The sequence below is a fragment of the Ventrimonas faecis genome (assembly GCF_040096075.1).
GTDB classification, from domain to species: Bacteria; Bacillota; Clostridia; order Lachnospirales; family Lachnospiraceae; genus Brotaphodocola; species Brotaphodocola faecis.
Window position 1 is genome coordinate 16,714 of sequence record NZ_JBBMFJ010000036.1, and the last position, 15,346, is coordinate 32,059.

16 protein-coding genes are annotated in these 15,346 nt (G+C 50.3%); 5 read left to right on the forward strand and 11 right to left on the reverse strand.

Features of this window, described 5'->3' with window-relative positions:
- Positions 1–15: 15 nt before the first annotated feature.
- Positions 16–741, reverse strand: coding sequence for a S1 RNA-binding domain-containing protein (locus tag WMO41_RS13985; RefSeq protein ID WP_177292792.1), 726 nt, complete (start codon positions 739–741; stop codon positions 16–18).
- 302 nt (positions 742–1,043) lie between these two features.
- Here WMO41_RS13985 and WMO41_RS13990 point away from each other — a divergent pair, with 302 nt between their 5' ends.
- The 4 genes from WMO41_RS13990 to WMO41_RS14005 all read left to right on the forward strand — a co-directional run bounded on the left by WMO41_RS13990 (position 1,044) and on the right by WMO41_RS14005 (position 3,880).
- Positions 1,044–1,793: a phosphatase gene (locus tag WMO41_RS13990; RefSeq protein WP_494338473.1), complete on the forward strand. Its 750-nt coding sequence runs from the start codon at positions 1,044–1,046 to the stop codon at positions 1,791–1,793.
- Positions 1,786–2,724 (forward strand): LysR family transcriptional regulator, encoded by a 939-nt coding sequence (locus tag WMO41_RS13995; protein WP_349230294.1) that lies wholly within the window; start codon positions 1,786–1,788, stop codon positions 2,722–2,724. The genes WMO41_RS13990 and WMO41_RS13995 overlap by 8 nt, the downstream gene beginning before the upstream one ends.
- Positions 2,725–2,840: 116 nt before the next feature.
- Entirely contained in the window at positions 2,841–3,236 is a 396-nt protein-coding gene (locus tag WMO41_RS14000) for a Fur family transcriptional regulator (RefSeq protein ID WP_349230295.1), read from the forward strand.
- A gap of 101 nt (positions 3,237–3,337) precedes the next feature.
- Positions 3,338–3,880: an NADH peroxidase gene (locus WMO41_RS14005; protein ID WP_118531709.1), complete on the forward strand. Its 543-nt coding sequence runs from the start codon at positions 3,338–3,340 to the stop codon at positions 3,878–3,880.
- Positions 3,881–3,949: 69 nt separating this feature from the next.
- Here the strand turns inward: WMO41_RS14005 and yajC are convergent, their stop codons facing one another.
- From yajC to WMO41_RS14055, 10 genes are all read right to left on the reverse strand, one after another.
- Positions 3,950–4,246, reverse strand: coding sequence for a preprotein translocase subunit YajC (gene yajC, locus WMO41_RS14010; protein WP_494338472.1), 297 nt, complete (start codon positions 4,244–4,246; stop codon positions 3,950–3,952).
- A 79-nt stretch (positions 4,247–4,325) separates the two neighbouring features.
- Positions 4,326–5,465: a tRNA guanosine(34) transglycosylase Tgt gene (tgt, locus tag WMO41_RS14015; RefSeq protein WP_349230296.1), complete on the reverse strand. Its 1,140-nt coding sequence runs from the start codon at positions 5,463–5,465 to the stop codon at positions 4,326–4,328.
- 2 nt (positions 5,466–5,467) lie between these two features.
- Positions 5,468–7,600: a protein translocase subunit SecD gene (secD, locus tag WMO41_RS14020; protein WP_349230297.1), complete on the reverse strand. Its 2,133-nt coding sequence runs from the start codon at positions 7,598–7,600 to the stop codon at positions 5,468–5,470.
- Between the two features lie 14 nt (positions 7,601–7,614).
- Positions 7,615–9,015 (reverse strand): thioether cross-link-forming SCIFF peptide maturase, encoded by a 1,401-nt coding sequence (scfB, locus tag WMO41_RS14025; protein ID WP_177292787.1) that lies wholly within the window; start codon positions 9,013–9,015, stop codon positions 7,615–7,617.
- Between the two features lie 143 nt (positions 9,016–9,158).
- The gene (gene scfA / locus WMO41_RS14030) at positions 9,159–9,305 is read right to left on the reverse strand and encodes a six-cysteine ranthipeptide SCIFF (protein WP_118531699.1); all 147 of its coding nucleotides are present in this window, start codon (positions 9,303–9,305) and stop codon (positions 9,159–9,161) included.
- A 132-nt stretch (positions 9,306–9,437) separates the two neighbouring features.
- Positions 9,438–9,881, reverse strand: coding sequence for a hypothetical protein (locus tag WMO41_RS14035; protein ID WP_349230298.1), 444 nt, complete (start codon positions 9,879–9,881; stop codon positions 9,438–9,440).
- Positions 9,882–9,905: 24 nt separating this feature from the next.
- Positions 9,906–11,036, reverse strand: a complete 1,131-nt coding sequence (locus WMO41_RS14040; RefSeq protein WP_349230299.1) for a metallo-dependent hydrolase — start codon at positions 11,034–11,036, stop codon at positions 9,906–9,908.
- A gap of 112 nt (positions 11,037–11,148) precedes the next feature.
- Positions 11,149–12,252 carry a TRAP transporter substrate-binding protein gene (locus tag WMO41_RS14045; protein ID WP_349230300.1) on the reverse strand — a complete coding sequence of 368 codons (1,104 nt, stop codon included), beginning with the start codon at positions 12,250–12,252 and terminating at the stop codon, positions 11,149–11,151.
- A gap of 55 nt (positions 12,253–12,307) precedes the next feature.
- Positions 12,308–13,606, reverse strand: coding sequence for a TRAP transporter large permease (locus tag WMO41_RS14050; RefSeq protein WP_349230301.1), 1,299 nt, complete (start codon positions 13,604–13,606; stop codon positions 12,308–12,310).
- Positions 13,603–14,085, reverse strand: coding sequence for a TRAP transporter small permease (locus tag WMO41_RS14055; protein WP_349230302.1), 483 nt, complete (start codon positions 14,083–14,085; stop codon positions 13,603–13,605). The genes WMO41_RS14050 and WMO41_RS14055 overlap by 4 nt, the downstream gene beginning before the upstream one ends.
- Positions 14,086–14,304: 219 nt before the next feature.
- On the opposite strand from WMO41_RS14055, the gene WMO41_RS14060 reads away from it, so the two are divergent.
- Positions 14,305–15,255, forward strand: coding sequence for a LysR family transcriptional regulator (locus tag WMO41_RS14060; RefSeq protein WP_349230303.1), 951 nt, complete (start codon positions 14,305–14,307; stop codon positions 15,253–15,255).
- Positions 15,256–15,346: the final 91 nt, after the last annotated feature.

Genomic DNA, 15,346 nt, shown 5'->3' on the forward strand with positions numbered 1-15,346 from the left:
GCCGGATAGTAATTTCTAAAACTTCAGGCCTTTTAACAGTGCTCCGAGTCCGGTGGTTGCCTCACCGGTCTCTTTGTAATCGAATTTTTCTACCGGCTCCTCCGGCTCGCCATCTGCGGTGAGTGCTTTCATGCTAAGGCTGATCTTGCCATCTTTGACGCCGATTACTTTTACAGTTACATTCTGTCCTTCTTTTAATACCACGCCCGGATGTTTGATGCGCTGGTTGCTGATCTGGGATACGTGTAACAGTCCGCTTAAACCGTTCTCCAGATTTACGAATGCGCCGTAATCCTTTAAGCTGTCTACGGTACCGTTCACAACGGAGCCAACCTCAACAGAAGCCAGCTTCTCTGCGCGCTCTGCGGCCTTCTTCTCCTGCAGGACTGCTCTTGCGGAAAGAACCAGTCTCTTTTTCTCCATGTCTACGGTGATCGGAACTACCTCAAGATGCTGGCCCACCAGATCTTCCAGTTTCTCAATGTAGTGGTCTGCTGCCTGGGATGCCGGGATAAAGCCCTGAATGTCATCTACATAAGCAACCAGGCCGCCCTTGACTGCCTCTTTTACCTTTACCTTTAATACGGTCTTATCTTCCATCTGCTGCGCAAGCTCTGCCCACTTCTCTGCGTCCGGGCCTTCCTGATCCTGGTACGCGTTGTTGCGGCGTGCGTCATATTCCTTATAAGATGCCTCCAGCTCGCTGGCAAAATCTTCCATTGTTTCTTTTACTTCACTCATGATGTTTACTCCTTTTCCCGCTCTTCTGAAAGAACGCTTCAATACTATTCACTTTACCATATTTCCTTTGAATTTACCATAGTTTTCTGGTTTTCTGTCAGAAAGCGTGCTATAATTTTAATGATTCATTTACGATATTTTGTAACTGTTCAGTAGGTCTGCGCATTCACTGCGCTGACCGTATGAAAACATGGGCTTGCAGGCAAAAATCCCATTGCCGAAGGCAATTTTCAATGGATTTTTGCCCGTAACTGTGAGGGCACTGAACAGTTACGATATTTTTATCAGGAGAATTGTCCATGATCCACGATATTTTAGATCTTCATACCCACACGATCATGAGCGGCCATGCCTACAACACCATGCAGGAAATGATCCGCTCCGCGTCCGAAAAGGGCGTACAACTTCTTGGCATCACCGAACATGCCCCGCGCATCCCCGGTGCCTGCCACCCGTTTTATTTCATCAACTTTAAGGTGGTTCCGCGGGAACAGTTTGGCGTAAAGCTGATGCTGGGCTGCGAGTTAAACATCATTGACTACGAGGGCCATATTGACCTGGAGCCGCGCTATCTTGCCGGTCTGGACTATGGCATTGCCAGCATCCATGAGCCATGCTATGACAGCGGAACCGTAGCTCAGAATACGGCTGCTTACCTTGGCGCCATGAAACATCCGGCCGTCCATATCATCGGCCACCCGGACGACGGGCGCTTCCCTATCGACTACGAGACTCTGGTCTGCGCTGCCAAAGAGCATCATGTTCTTCTGGAGGTCAATTCCAGTTCCCTGCATCCGGAATGCCACCGCTTAAACGCGAGGAAAAATTACATCACCATGCTGGAGCTGTGCCGGAAGCACAAAGTGTCCATCATTATGGACAGCGACGCCCACGCGGATGCCGACGTCGGCAACCACACCCGCGCCCGGGCACTTCTGGAAGAAATTGGATTCCCGGAAGAGCTGGTGGTAAACACTTCCATCGAAAAGGCGGCAGAGTATATCCCGTATTTAAACAAACCACTCTATCTGGGAGGACAGGCCCATGATTAACTTTTTAAATCTGGAATATTTTCTGGTGGCAGCTGAGGAGTTAAACTTTACCAAAGCCGCCAAAAAGCTGTTCATCTCCCAGCAGTCCTTAAGCAACCACATCTCCAACATGGAAAAAGAGTTCGATGTCATCCTCTTTAACCGCACCACGCCCCTGACCTTAACCTATGCCGGTCAGGCATTGAAGGCCAAGGCCCGACAGATGCTGGAGCTGCGGGACGAGACCTACCGCGAGCTTGCCGACATCAAGGATTTCTCCGTGGGTCAGCTTACCCTGGGGCTTTCCCACACCCGCGGACGCGTCATCCTGCCGGAGATCTTACCGGTTTTCAAGGAACGGTATCCAAACATCGACCTAAAGCTGGTGGAGGGCAATTCCTCCGAGCTGGCCGATGACCTCCTGCACGGCAACATTGACCTGATCATTGACATGCTTCCATTTAAAGTGGAAAACGTCGAGACCGTGCCGGTCTGCGAGGAGGAAATTCTGCTGGCCGTGCCGGACAGCGTTCTGGAGCACATGTTCCCCGGCCGTTTAAAAGAGATCAAACGGCAGCTCTCAGAGCACACTGACTTAAAGCTTCTGGCAAACTGCCCGTTCCTTCTGATCAACAAGGGAAACCGTGTGCGCACCATTGCGGATGAAATGTTTGAAGAAGCGCAGATCACGCCCCATATCGTACTGGAAACCGAAAACATCCAGACGGTGCTGGCCCTGGCTGAAAAAGGCATGGGCATCACCTTCTACCCGCGTATGTTCATTTCCGGACAGGCAGAGGTTCAGGAGCTGAAAAGCGGGCAGGGACCGTTAAACTTCTATTCCCTGGACCATCCAAAGGCCCACGGCGTTCTGGCGATCGGTTACCACAAAGGCCATTATATGTCACAGGCCACCAAAGAATTCATACAAACCGCAAAAGAAACCATATAGGAGGTATCTGCATGCCATTAAAAAATGCGGAGAAAGGCCTTGACATCCTGCTCCGCATTTGCTATAATTCAATCATAGTAATCATTACTATTATTTATTGATGGAAAGGAGCTGCAATGAAGACATTAAAATACAGTCGTCAGAGGGAATCCATCAAAGCAAGTCTCATGAGCCGTAAGGACCATCCGACCGCAGACGCCGTATACGCAAGCATTCGCGAGGAGTTCCCGAACATCAGTCTCGGTACCGTGTACCGGAACTTAAACCTTCTGGTAGAACTGGGAGAGGTCCAGAAGCTCACCTTTGGAGACGGAAAGGACCACTTTGACGCAGACACCAGCCTGCATTACCACTTTGTGTGCAGAGGCTGCGGAGCCGTCATCGACCTTCCCATGGAGCCGCTTTCCGACATCGACCAGAAAGCGCAGGCCTGTACCGCAGGCCAGGTGGAAGACCACACCGTGTTCTTTTTCGGCCGCTGCGCGGACTGCTTAAAGAAGGAAAGTCATTAAGTATTACTCAGAGCATCACTGGTCAGACTGCAGGCAGGTCAGTGCCGGCAGCCCGCCAACACCAATAAAACTATAGTTCACATGTAAAGGAGAAACGAGTTATGAAGAAATGGGTTTGTACTGTATGTGGTTATGTTTACGAGGGAGACGCTGCACCGGAATTCTGCCCGGTATGTAAGGCACCGGCATCCAAATTCAAAGAGCAGGCTGGCGAAATGACCTGGGCTGCAGAGCACGTAGTAGGCGTTGCACAGGGCGTCAGCGAAGATATTTTAGCAGACTTAAGAGCAAACTTCGAGGGCGAGTGCTCTGAGGTTGGTATGTACCTGGCTATGGCTCGTGTAGCTCACAGAGAGGGCTATCCGGAGATCGGCCTTTACTGGGAGAAGGCAGCTTACGAAGAGGCTGAGCACGCTGCAAAATTCGCAGAGCTGTTAGGTGAGGTTGTAACCGACTCCACCAAGAAGAACCTGGAGATGAGAGTTGCCGCTGAGCACGGCGCAACCGAGGGCAAGTTCGACCTGGCAAAGCGCGCGAAAGCAGCGAACCTGGACGCAATCCATGACACCGTTCATGAGATGGCAAGAGACGAAGCAAGACACGGCAAGGCATTTGAGGGCCTGTTAAAGAGATACTTTGGTTAATCTTTCCGCATAAAACAATGAAAAATGGGAGGCTTCCAATTCGGAAGTCTCCCATTTTTGCTGTTAATTTTATGCCTCCGACTTCTCAACCTGTACGATTGCTGCCTTCTGCATCGGGATGCGGCAGTTCTTGTTGCTGCCGAACTCTACGATTACGGTATCATCGGTCATGTCGATGATCACGCCGTAGAAACCGCTGCTGGTCAGTACACTGTCTCCGATAGCAAGGCTTGCCATCATCTCGTCTACTCTCTTTTTCTCCTTCTTCTGCGGACGGTAGCCCATGAAGTAGAAGATACCACCAAAGATTACCACGTATAACACAATCATAACGGTTGGGTTCATGGTTGAAGTTGCTAATAACATGTTGTCCTCCTTGCGGCTGTACCTGCGCCTCGCTCTGGCCAGCCTGATTCGTTTTTGTTTTACCCCTGAATGTATGAAACTATTCCTGTGGGCCTTGCTCCATACCGGCAAGCTTCTGAGCCTTGTACTCTGCGTACCGGTGCTGTTCGATCGCGTCGCGGATCTCTTCCATCATTTTATTATAAAAATACAGATTATGCAAGACACACAGACGCATTCCCAGCATTTCCTTTGCCTTGAACAGGTGGCGGATGTATGCTCTGGAATAGGAACGGCATGCCGGGCACTGGCAGCCTTCCTCAATCGGACGCGGGTCAAGCTCGTACTTCTGGTTTAACAGATTGAGCTTGCCGTGGTTCGTGTATACATGGCTGTGACGTCCGTTTCTGGACGGGTATACACAGTCAAAGAAGTCTACACCGCGGTCCACCGCTTCCAGGATGTTTGCCGGAGTTCCAACGCCCATCAAGTAAGTCGGCTTGTTCTGCGGAAGATGCGGAACGGTCACGTCGAGGATGTGATACATCTCCTCATGAGTCTCGCCTACGGCAAGGCCTCCTACCGCATAGCCATCTAAATCCATGTCCGCAATGGTCTTTGCGTGCTGAATCCGGATGGAATCCACCACGCCGCCCTGGTTGATACCGAACAGAAGCTGTTCTTTGTTGATGGTATCCGGCAGGGAGTTTAATCTTGCCATCTCCTTCTTACAGCGCTCCAGCCACCGCGTGGTGCGGTCTACGGAGTGCTGGATGTAAGAAAGCTCCGCATGGCTCGGCGGGCACTCATCGAAGGCCATGGCAATGGTAGAAGCCAGGTTAGACTGGATCTGCATGCTCTCCTCCGGTCCCATGAAGATCTTGTGTCCGTCAATATGGGAACGGAAGGTTACGCCCTCTTCCTTAATTTTTCTGAGTCCGGAAAGAGAGAATACCTGGAAGCCGCCGGAATCGGTTAAGATCGGCTTGTCCCAGTTCATGAACTTGTGAAGTCCGCCAAACTGCTTAATCAGCTTGTCGCCGGTCCGCACATGCAGGTGGTAGGTGTTGGACAGCTCCACCTGAGTGCCGATCTGGCGCAGGTCATCGGTGGAAACCGCGCCCTTAATGGCGGCCACCGTGCCTACATTCATGAAAACCGGAGTCTGGATAGTGCCGTGCACGGTCTCAACCTCAGCGCGCTTGGCCCGTCCGTCCGTTGTGATCAGTTTATATCTCATAATTATTTCTCAGCCTTTTTCTGTTTTCTGGTAGTCAGGACATACCAGAGAGCACCGGTTATGCATACGGAAGAATAGGTTCCGCAGACGATACCAACCATAAGCGGCAGGGCGAACTCACGGATGGAGGATACGCCCAGAAGGAACAGAACAAATACCATGATGAAGGTAGTCAGGGAAGTATTGATACTTCTGGTAAAAGTCTGGGTGATACTTAAGTTTACGATCTCCTCGAGCGTCTGCTTGCTGCCTGCCTTCTTCAGGGCCAGGTTCTCACGGATACGGTCGAAGATAACGATGGTCGCATTGATGGAGTAACCGACAATGGTCAGCATACATGCGATGAAGGTAGAACCAACGGACCACTTCGCCAGGGAGTAGAACGTGATAACTACCAGAACATCATGTACCAGAGCAAGGATTGCGCTGGCTGCAAAGCGGATGTCTTTAAACCGGAACCAGATGTACAGAAGCATCAGGACGGTTGCGATGGTTACAGCCCATACCGCATCCTTCTTCATCTCGGTGCTGACTGCGCCGGAAATGCTCTCTGCGGTGATCTTCTCAGCGTCAACGCCAAAGTTCTCAACCATGGCATCCTCTAACTGCTGTCTCTGCTCCACATCCAGAGTCTTGGTCTTGATGATAACCTCGTTGGTACCTGCAACCTTCTGGGTCTGAACATCTGCGTCGCCGGTAATCTTGGAGACAACCGGAACAACCTTTGCGGAGATGTCATCCAGGCTCATATCCTCGTTGAAGGTGACGTTGGTGGAAGTACCACCGGTGAAGTCCATACCGTAGTTTAAGACGTAGCCGGTCTGGCCCTTGTGCAGAGCCATGCCTGCCCAGCCTGCCACGATGATAACGATAGAAAGGATGAAGCAGATGTTCTTCTTGCCAAGGAAGTTGATGATCTTGCCGTCCTTCTTGGTTCCGTAGAACTTCGGATCCTCAAAGCCCACTGCATACAGGGCATACAGAGCGCCTTTGGTGATGAACAGCGCTGTGAACATGGAAAGCACGATACCGATAGCCAGGGTGCTTGCGAAGCCCTTAACCGTACCGGAACCGCGGAAGTACAGGACTGCTGCTGCAATCAGGGTGGTGATGTTGCCATCCAGAATTGCGGACAGTGCCTTGGAGAAACCAGCCTTGATCGCGGATTTTACGCTGTGTCCAAGACCAATCTCCTCCTTGATACGGGTGAAGATGATAACATTCGCATCCACTGCCATACCAACGGAAAGGATGATACCAGCCACGCCCGGAAGGGTCAGGGTAACATCAAATGCAGTCAGCATGATGAGTACCAGGCCGACATACAGAGCCAGGGCAATGGAAGCTGCCACACCCGGGATTAAGTAAACCACCATCATGAATACGGCTACGATGGCAAAACCGATGGCACCTGCCTTTAAGCTGGTGGAAATAGCCTGTTGACCAAGCTGTGCTCCGACTACGTTGGAACGCAGCTCCTGCAGCTCTAAGGACAGGGAACCGATGCGGATGGTAGATGCCAGGTTCTCAGCCTCGGTGTAGTCGGTCATGCCGTCGATCTGGCACTGGCCTCCGGTAATGGCCTCACGGACTACCGGGTTGGAGTAGATCTGGTTATCGTAGATAATCGCAATGCGCTTGCCTACGTTTGCGGAAGTCGCGTCAGCGAATGCCTTGGTTCCTTCCTCGGTGAAGGTCAGGCTTACCACATAGGATTTCTGACCATTCTGCTCAATGATTCCCGCCTTTGCGGAAGCCACCTGGTCACCGGTTAAGATGGTCTTACCGGTCTCATCGGTAAAGATCAGGGAACCCGGCTTACCGAGCTCTTCCAGGATTGCGTTCGCGTCGGAAACACCCGGGATATCAATGTTGATCCGGTCGCTTCCCTCCTGGTACACGACAGCCTCGGTACTGTAGTTCTGTACACGCTGCTGCAGCTTGTAAATGGTATCGGACATTTCCTCCGATGTCGGATTCTCATCGACTGCCTGATACGTGATGCTGACACCGCCAGCCAGGTCAAGACCCAGCTTGATGTCATCCATGGTATCATAGCCGAAGAATCCGAACAGTCCTACTGCGAACAGCAGGACCAGCAGGCCGAGAAGACCTTTTACTTTGCTGTTCTTCATCTTTTTTCTCCTTTTTATTCTTCGTCGGCAAGAGCCGCCTTAATCATGATCGCACACTCGATACGCTTTTTCTGCATCTCGCATCCGATCTCATAAGCATCGGTAATGGTTCCGTGGAAGTTGTAGGAATTGGCTGCGCAGCCGCCGCTGCAGTAGAATCTCGCGAAGCAGTCTCTGCACTTTTCTTTTGCGTAGACATTACAGAGCTTGAACTCATCCCGGATATCGGTCCGGGTGATGCCGGTGTCTACATTGCCCATCAGGAACTCTTCCTGACCTACGAACTGGTGGCACGGATAAAAATCTCCCCACGGGGTAACTGCCAGGTACTCAGTGCCTGAACCACAGCCGGAAAGACGTTTCGCCACGCACGGCCCCTGGTTTAAATCAATCATGAAATGGAAGAAGTTGAAGCCTCTTCCCTCTTTTTTGCGTTTGATGTACTCAACGGCCAGCTTGTCGTACTCCTCCATGATCTTTGGAAGATCTTCTTTCTGGATGGCGTACGGCTCATCCTCCGCGCCGACTACCGGCTCAATGGACATCTGGTCAAAGCCGAGATCCGCGAAATGCTTCACATCCTCAGAGAAATCCAGGTTGTTGCGGGTAAAGGTGCCGCGGACATAATAGTCCTTGCCGGCACGACTCTTCGCGAACTTCTGGAATTTCGGAACGGTAATCTCATAGCTGCTGCCGTGGCCGTTTCTGGTAGGACGCATGTAGTCGTTTACTTCCTTACGGCCGTCCAGGCTCATAACGACATTGCTCATCTCACGGTTGCAGAAATCCATGATCTCGTCGTTTAACAACACGCCGTTGGTGGTGATGGTAAAGCGGAAACGCTTGTTGTTCGGCTCCTCCAAAGAACGGCCGTACTCCACCAGCTGCTTTACCACTTCCCAGTTCATGAGCGGCTCGCCGCCGAAGAAGTCAACCTCCAGATTGTGACGGTTTCCGGAATTGGCTATCAGGAAATCCAGTGCCTTCTTACCAACCTCAAAGCTCATAAGGGCACGACGGCCATGGTACTCGCCTTCCTCTGCGAAACAGTATTTGCAGCCCAGGTTACAGTCATGCGCGATGTGCAGGCACAGCGCCTTGACTACGGTCTTTCTCTTTTTAAAGTCTGTCACATAGGTCTGGTAAATGTCCTTGGTGTACAGCTCCTCTGCGTTAATCAGCTCCTGAACCTCGTCCAGTGCCTCTTTTACATCCTCTGCCGGGTAAGTTCTGGAGAGCTCTGCCTCCGCGTTCTTTCTTGCGGTCTCCGGAATCTGCACCGGAGACATCACCTCTCCGATGACCGGCTCTAACATTGCAACCGCGTCATACACTACATCGTCTACCACATGCACAGAGCCGCTGGCAATGTCCATGACGATATTATATCCGTTATTCTTATACTGATGAATCACTCAAAATCTCCTTAATCTAATCTAGTCCCTAACACACACATAGGCAGACGTAGATAAAAGTTCCGTTTTCCGGAACCTTCATCTACCTCTGCCATCTTTTTTACCGTGTAACTATTCCAGTTTTACAGAAAATAAAGTTATAATTATCTGTTTGCGTTTTCGCAGCTCTGGTTGCCAACGGTGCAGGAAGTCTTGCATGCAGACTGACAGGAAGTCTGGCACTCGCCGCATCCGCCCTTCTTCATGGACTCCTTCAGAGTTTTATTGTTTAAAGTCTTTACGTGTTTCATAATGTCTGCCTCCTGTATTGTTGTTTTCCGCTGCCGCCTTTTTCAAATCTGACCCGATTGGCTGCAACAGCACATTTTCGCGTTGATTATACCATATACAGGGAGCGTCCGCAAGTTAAAGTTTCCCGGTCTTCAGCGCACTCCAGCCTTTTTTAACACAGTCTCCAGCCGCTCCAGATCTGCTCTGGAAACTTTGCTGCTCTTTCTTAAAACCTCCAGTGTTTCTGAAAAGATTTCCGGGGCTCTGCCGTGAAACTCAGGAAGGCCCTTTTTCCCGGCAAATTCCACAGCCGCGGTAAAGCAGCCCACGTTCATCTCTGTCGGATCTGCCTTCGCTTTTAACGCATGCTGCATCTCCCAGTACGGGTGAAGGCCCTTAAAAGCCCGGATCGCGTAAACCGCTGCCGCGAAATCCAGAAGAAATGCGGCACCGGCCACCGGCAGTTCCCGCACACTTAAGAAAAATACCGCAAACAGAATGACAGAGAGCAGAATGAAAAAATAGCAGGTAAAAATATTTTTCCGGTTCTTCTCATATTCCTTTTCCACGATAACCTGATAATCTGAATACTTCATGCTGTTCCGGCTCCTTTTCTTTTTTTACGCGAAATCTGCCTGGCAGTAAACGCACTCACCATCCTTGAAGGTCATCTGCGGAACAAATACCTGATGTCCGGTGAAGGTGTGCTCTGCAAGGTCTGTATACTGCATTTCTTTTTCTTTGTGTTTTAAGATCACAATATCTGCCGTGGTTCCCTCTGCCATGGACGCCAGCTCCGGCATGCCAATAAGCTCTGCCGGTTTCTTTGTCGCACAGTCCAGTACATCCTTCCAGTCCATGCCGAAGTCCACAAACTTGGATAAAATACGCGGCAGGGAATGTAACGGCTGAATAAAGCAGCTGGAAGAATTGATATCACTGCTGATCACATCTGGCACAAAGCCCTGTCTGATGGATGCCTGGCATACTTCCAGGTCGAAGTTGCTTCTTCCGTTGCAGGCGTCAAAGAGAACGCCGCGCTTTCTTGCCTCTAACAGGCCTGCAAGCACCTTGCCGTCTTCTCCGATGCAGGTGTGATCCTTGCCCTGATAGATATGGCAGATCACATCGCCCGGGCGCAGCCAGGATGCCAGCTGGTCCAGGTCAACCGGGCAGTCCGTTACGTGAACAACCACTCTTGTTCCTGCTTTCTCCGCGATCTCCACGGTGCGGCGAATGGAAGCCTCCACTTTATCTGCTTCAATGATGCCGTGGGAAATTCTGGTTTTCAGTCCCACCAGGTTGTCCGGATACTTTTTGAAGAATTCCACGATCTTTTTCTCGTCCATCAGCGCCGGATCGAGGTTTTCCGGATACTGGTTGTTGGACTGTCCACCGGACGCTGCCAGCAGCAGATTCAGGAAACGCACCTGGGAGTTGGCTACGATGGTGCGGTAAATGTGCTCGTACATTCCGGTTCCGGCAGTTCCGCCGTCCACCACAGTCGTAATACCGCTACAGAAGGAAACAACATCTGCCTGCACACCGCCCTCGGAAGCCCCCCGCATGTAGTGTACATGATAGTCGATCAGGCCGCTGGTAACAATACAGCCCTCCGCGTCAATGACCTGGCGGTACTGATGGCCCTCCTCAGGCGCAGCAATTTTTCCCTCCACCAGGGCGATGTCACCCTTCCAGGCCTTATGCTGTGCCGGATCATAAATTGTTCCATTCTTGATCAAAAAATCCATTTTTTATCCTCCAACGCTTTTCCTAATTTCTTGTTTTCTTAAAACCTGCTGTTTCTAAAAGGGAGAGGCATTTCTGCCTCTCCGCTTAAGTCTGATGATTGAAATGTCTGTCCTACTTTCTTGCTGCATCTACTGCATCCAGGAATCCCTGAACAACGTCATCGCCAAGGTCTTCCTTAACCATGTCGTATACAACCTGTGCTTTGTCTCTTAAAACAGCCAGATCATCATCGCTGAACTGTACGATCTCGCAGCCTGCATCCTCAACAGTCTTCTTATCCTGCTCGATGGACTCACTTGCAACGCCCTTAGCGTACTCAGCTGCCTCAGCTGCGCACTCGTCGATCAGTGCTTTGGTGTTGTCCGGAAGGCTCTGGTACAGATCGTTGTTCATGAAGAATACGATAATGTGACCTACGTGGTTGGTCTCAACAACATATTTCTGAACCTCCTGCAGGTTGTTGCCTACGATGTTCATGTACGGGTTCTCCTGACCGTCAACGGTACCCTGCTGAAGTCCCATGAATAGCTCGTTGAACTGCATCGGAACTGCGGATGCGCCGATTGCGTTCCAGTATGCGATGTGGTACTTGTTGGTCATAACACGAATCTTCTGGCCAGCCAGATCTGCAACAGATTTGGTCGGAACGTTGGTGGTCAGCTCACGGAAACCTGCATCAGAGAAAGCAAGCATATGAATGCCGGATGCCTCGCAGTACTCGTTGATCTGGTTCTTTGCGTAGTCGCTCTCCAGGAAGTTTCTCATATGGTCGATATTATCGAATACGTTCGGCATATCGAACAGAGCCATCTCGTTTACGAAGTCAGTCAGGTCAGCGGTCATACCGGTAACCATCTCGATGGAACCGGATACACAGGCCTCATCCTGCTCCGTGGTGTTTGCCAGCTGGCCGCCCGGATACAGCTCGATGTTGATGCTGCCGTTAGATTTCTCTTTTACCAGGTTTGCGAAGTACTCAACCATCTTGTAATTAGTGGTGGTCTCGGATACGGTCATAGCCAGGTTCCAGTTGTAATCGCCGTAATCCTCGGAATCGCCTGCTGCTGCGGTGTCGCCACCCTCAGCCTTGGTGTCCTCTGCTGCAGCTGCTGCGGTGGTATCTGCAGTGCTGGAAGAGCTGGAATTTCCAGAGGAACATGCTACCAGGCTCATTGCCATGGTTCCTGCGAGTAACATAGATAACGCTTTCTTCATAATAGTCTTCTCCTTTTTATGTGTAAAATATTTTACTTTCCCTTTTTGTTTCGTATTAGCCCAGGATAGATGGAAGCCATAAGCTCAGTCCCGGAATAAATACAATGAGTGCCAGGCATACCAGGAACGCGATCAGGAACGGAACCGTTGCCTTTGCAAGGTTCAGTAACGGGATCTTGGTCATGCCGGAAGCAACGAACAGGTTGATGCCCATAGGCGGGGTAACCATACCCATTGCCAGGTTACAGGTCATGAAGATACCAAGGTGAACCGGATTAATGCCCAGCGCATTTGCAATTGGGAGCATGATCGGGGTCAGGATCATGATGTTCGGGATGTTATCAATGATCATACCGCAGACGATCATGATCAGGTTCATTAACAGAAGGATCAGGATCTTGTTATCTGTTACGGACAGTACCATCTTGGAAATGGACTGCGGGTACTTTAACAGGGTCATGGTTCTTGCAAATGCGGATGCTGCCGCGATTACGAACAGGATATTGACATAGGTCTTGGAACCTGCCAGGAAGATCTTCGGGATCTCACGGATCTTGATGCTCTTGTAAACGAAAATACATACCAGGAATCCGTAGATAACGGAGATAACAGCTGCCTCGGTCGGAGAGCAGATACCGGAGTAGATACAGCCAAGGATGATAACCGGAGTCATCAGAGCGAAGAAGCTTTCCTTAAATAACTTCAGGAAGCCCTTTTCACGGATCTTGTTGTAGTTCTCCTGCAGTTTCTCTTTGTCCTCACCGTTCTTCTTGCAGTAATACCAGCAATATGCCATCAGGAAGAAACCGATCAGACATCCAGGAATGATACCTGCGATGAACAGGGCAGACGGTGAAGCGTTTGCCGCTGCGGAATATACAATGTAGGAAATGGACGGTGGGATGATAACACCCAGCGCTCCGGCTACGGTAACGATTGCTGCGGAGAATACCACATCGTATCCCATATTTACCAGAAACGGAATGGTCATGGAACCTACTGCGGAAACAGTTGCCGGCGCGGAACCGGAAATTGCTGCGTAGAACATACAGGTTACAACCACTGCGCACGGGAAACCTGCGGTCTTGTTGCCGATGAAGTATCCGAAGAACTCAAAGAGCTGTTTGGAGATACCGCCCTCTGCCATGATCATACCGGATACCATGAACAGCGGTACTGCTAACAGGGTGAAGCTGTTCATACCGGAGAACATTGCTCTGGCTACGTCGATCGCACCGTAATTCAGTGTTCCCATCATGCCCGGAAGGATTGCCATCAGTCCGAATACGGCACCGACCGGAAGGCTGATTACCAGGAAAATTGCAAGAAGAATAAAGAATAATCCGATTGTCATTGTTCTTTCTCCTTTCCAGTCACATCAAGAAATACTACCTGAACTGCTCTGAGTACTGCCAGTACAAAGCAGATGGTCATGATCCAGTAGAAGTTTGCTACCGGAATCTGTAATGCCGGGCTGCGCTGTCCGGTCTTTGCGGTAACAGTGATCAGATCAAGTCCGCCTTTTACCAGAAGTGCGGTGAACGCGCCCACAATTACGGTACACACGATGGTGATGATTTTCTGTACCGGTTTGCTGAGCATGATGGTAAAAGTGTCCACACGGATCATGGATCTGTTTCGGATTGTTGCCGGCAAGGAAAGAAACGCGCTGATTGCCAGGCAGTAACAGCAGACCTCATCAGACCAGCTTAATGCGTTGTTGAAGCAGTAACGCATTACAACGTTTGTGAATGAAAGGACTGTCATAATTGCCAGTAACACAGACATACAGCAAATTTCAAAATTCTTGTCGAGCCATTTTAAAGCTACCATTTTTTCCCCTCCTTAGTAGTGTTAAAACTGCTGTTTTCTTACTTGACATTAATTTATCACAAGCAGTAAAATAAGTAAAACAGTTAATATTTATTTAGTTTAGAAGTTTTACTTCTTTTTTGTTCATCTTATGAAAATACATTTGAGAATTTTTGTGCATCTTGTCTGAAAATATTACACTTTGTAACAATTACAGACAACTTCGGAAAGGAATTTTTTATGAACTTCAAAATTCTGGAATACATTGTCGCGATTGCGGAAACCGGCAGTGTCACCAAAGCAGCCGACCGGCTCTTTATCTCCCAGTCCGGCTTAAACCAGCAGCTCATCAAGCTTGAGACAGAGCTTGGCACGCCCCTTTTCCACCGCTCCAAAAAAGAAATGCGCCCGACCCACGCCGGACTCATCTATATCGAAAACGCAAGACGTATTTTAAAGATGGCGCAAAACTGCGTCAGCCAGATCAACGACCTGTCTGAGAATCCCCGCGGCACCATCTCCTACGGCCTTCCCTATGAGCACGGTGCCGATCTCTTCATCAGCATCGCGAAAGATTTCAGCCATGCTTTTCCGAACGTAACCATCACTCTGACCGAACAGACCGTAAAGGAAATGGAAAATAACGTCCAGACTGACCGTCTGGATCTGGCCTTTGTCATGGTAAAGAACAAGCCCTCCTCCCGCTACTTTGACTGCGTGCACCTGTGCACAGAGCGGCTGGTCCTTGGCATTCCCCGCAAACATCCCATGGCCCAGTACGCGGCTCCCACAGGAAAGCCCTTAAACACGATGGATCTGAAGCACTTTAAGAATGATCCCTTTGCCTTCATGTTCTCCGGCTCCACCATGCGAAGCATCATCGACCCGCTGTTTGAGGAGGCCGGATATCTCCCAAAGATCCGCTACGAGACCCACATGAACAACGTGCTGTACCGTCTGGTCAGCAACGGGCTCTGCTGCACCATTATGCCCCAGTCCTATGTGCAGAAGGACAACAGCTCCGTCTGGTTTTATCCGGATCAGATTCCAAGCTGGGAATGGTACATCATCTTCTCCAAAGACCACATGCTCACCTCCGCAGACAAGTACCTGATTCAGCTTTCCCTGAACTATGCCCGGAAAATGAAAGATTACTGGGATCAGCACGGTTTTGGCGCTCCCGCCGACTGAGTTTGGCCTAAATCAAAAGGGTCTGTCGCACTATCAAATATTTTTTGCTGGGCGGCAGCCCTGCTTTATGCCCAAATGGGGGCGAAATCGG

What these genes read in the sequence shown, in the direction of transcription:
- WMO41_RS13985 (WP_177292792.1), bottom strand. Translation starts at nt 741, where the DNA reads ATGAGTGAAGTAAAAGAAACAATGGAAGATTTTGCCAGCGAGCTGGAG.
- WMO41_RS13995 (WP_349230294.1), top strand. Translation starts at nt 1,786, where the DNA reads ATGATTAACTTTTTAAATCTGGAATATTTTCTGGTGGCAGCTGAGGAG.
- WMO41_RS14000 (WP_349230295.1), top strand. Translation starts at nt 2,841, where the DNA reads ATGAAGACATTAAAATACAGTCGTCAGAGGGAATCCATCAAAGCAAGT.
- WMO41_RS14005 (WP_118531709.1), top strand. Translation starts at nt 3,338, where the DNA reads ATGAAGAAATGGGTTTGTACTGTATGTGGTTATGTTTACGAGGGAGAC.
- yajC (WP_494338472.1), bottom strand. Translation starts at nt 4,246, where the DNA reads ATGTTATTAGCAACTTCAACCATGAACCCAACCGTTATGATTGTGTTA.
- tgt (WP_349230296.1), bottom strand. Translation starts at nt 5,465, where the DNA reads ATGAGATATAAACTGATCACAACGGACGGACGGGCCAAGCGCGCTGAG.
- secD (WP_349230297.1), bottom strand. Translation starts at nt 7,600, where the DNA reads ATGAAGAACAGCAAAGTAAAAGGTCTTCTCGGCCTGCTGGTCCTGCTG.
- scfA (WP_118531699.1), bottom strand. Translation starts at nt 9,305, where the DNA reads ATGAAACACGTAAAGACTTTAAACAATAAAACTCTGAAGGAGTCCATG.
- WMO41_RS14035 (WP_349230298.1), bottom strand. Translation starts at nt 9,881, where the DNA reads ATGAAGTATTCAGATTATCAGGTTATCGTGGAAAAGGAATATGAGAAG.
- WMO41_RS14040 (WP_349230299.1), bottom strand. Translation starts at nt 11,036, where the DNA reads ATGGATTTTTTGATCAAGAATGGAACAATTTATGATCCGGCACAGCAT.
- WMO41_RS14045 (WP_349230300.1), bottom strand. Translation starts at nt 12,252, where the DNA reads ATGAAGAAAGCGTTATCTATGTTACTCGCAGGAACCATGGCAATGAGC.
- WMO41_RS14050 (WP_349230301.1), bottom strand. Translation starts at nt 13,606, where the DNA reads ATGACAATCGGATTATTCTTTATTCTTCTTGCAATTTTCCTGGTAATC.
- WMO41_RS14055 (WP_349230302.1), bottom strand. Translation starts at nt 14,085, where the DNA reads ATGGTAGCTTTAAAATGGCTCGACAAGAATTTTGAAATTTGCTGTATG.
- WMO41_RS14060 (WP_349230303.1), top strand. Translation starts at nt 14,305, where the DNA reads ATGAACTTCAAAATTCTGGAATACATTGTCGCGATTGCGGAAACCGGC.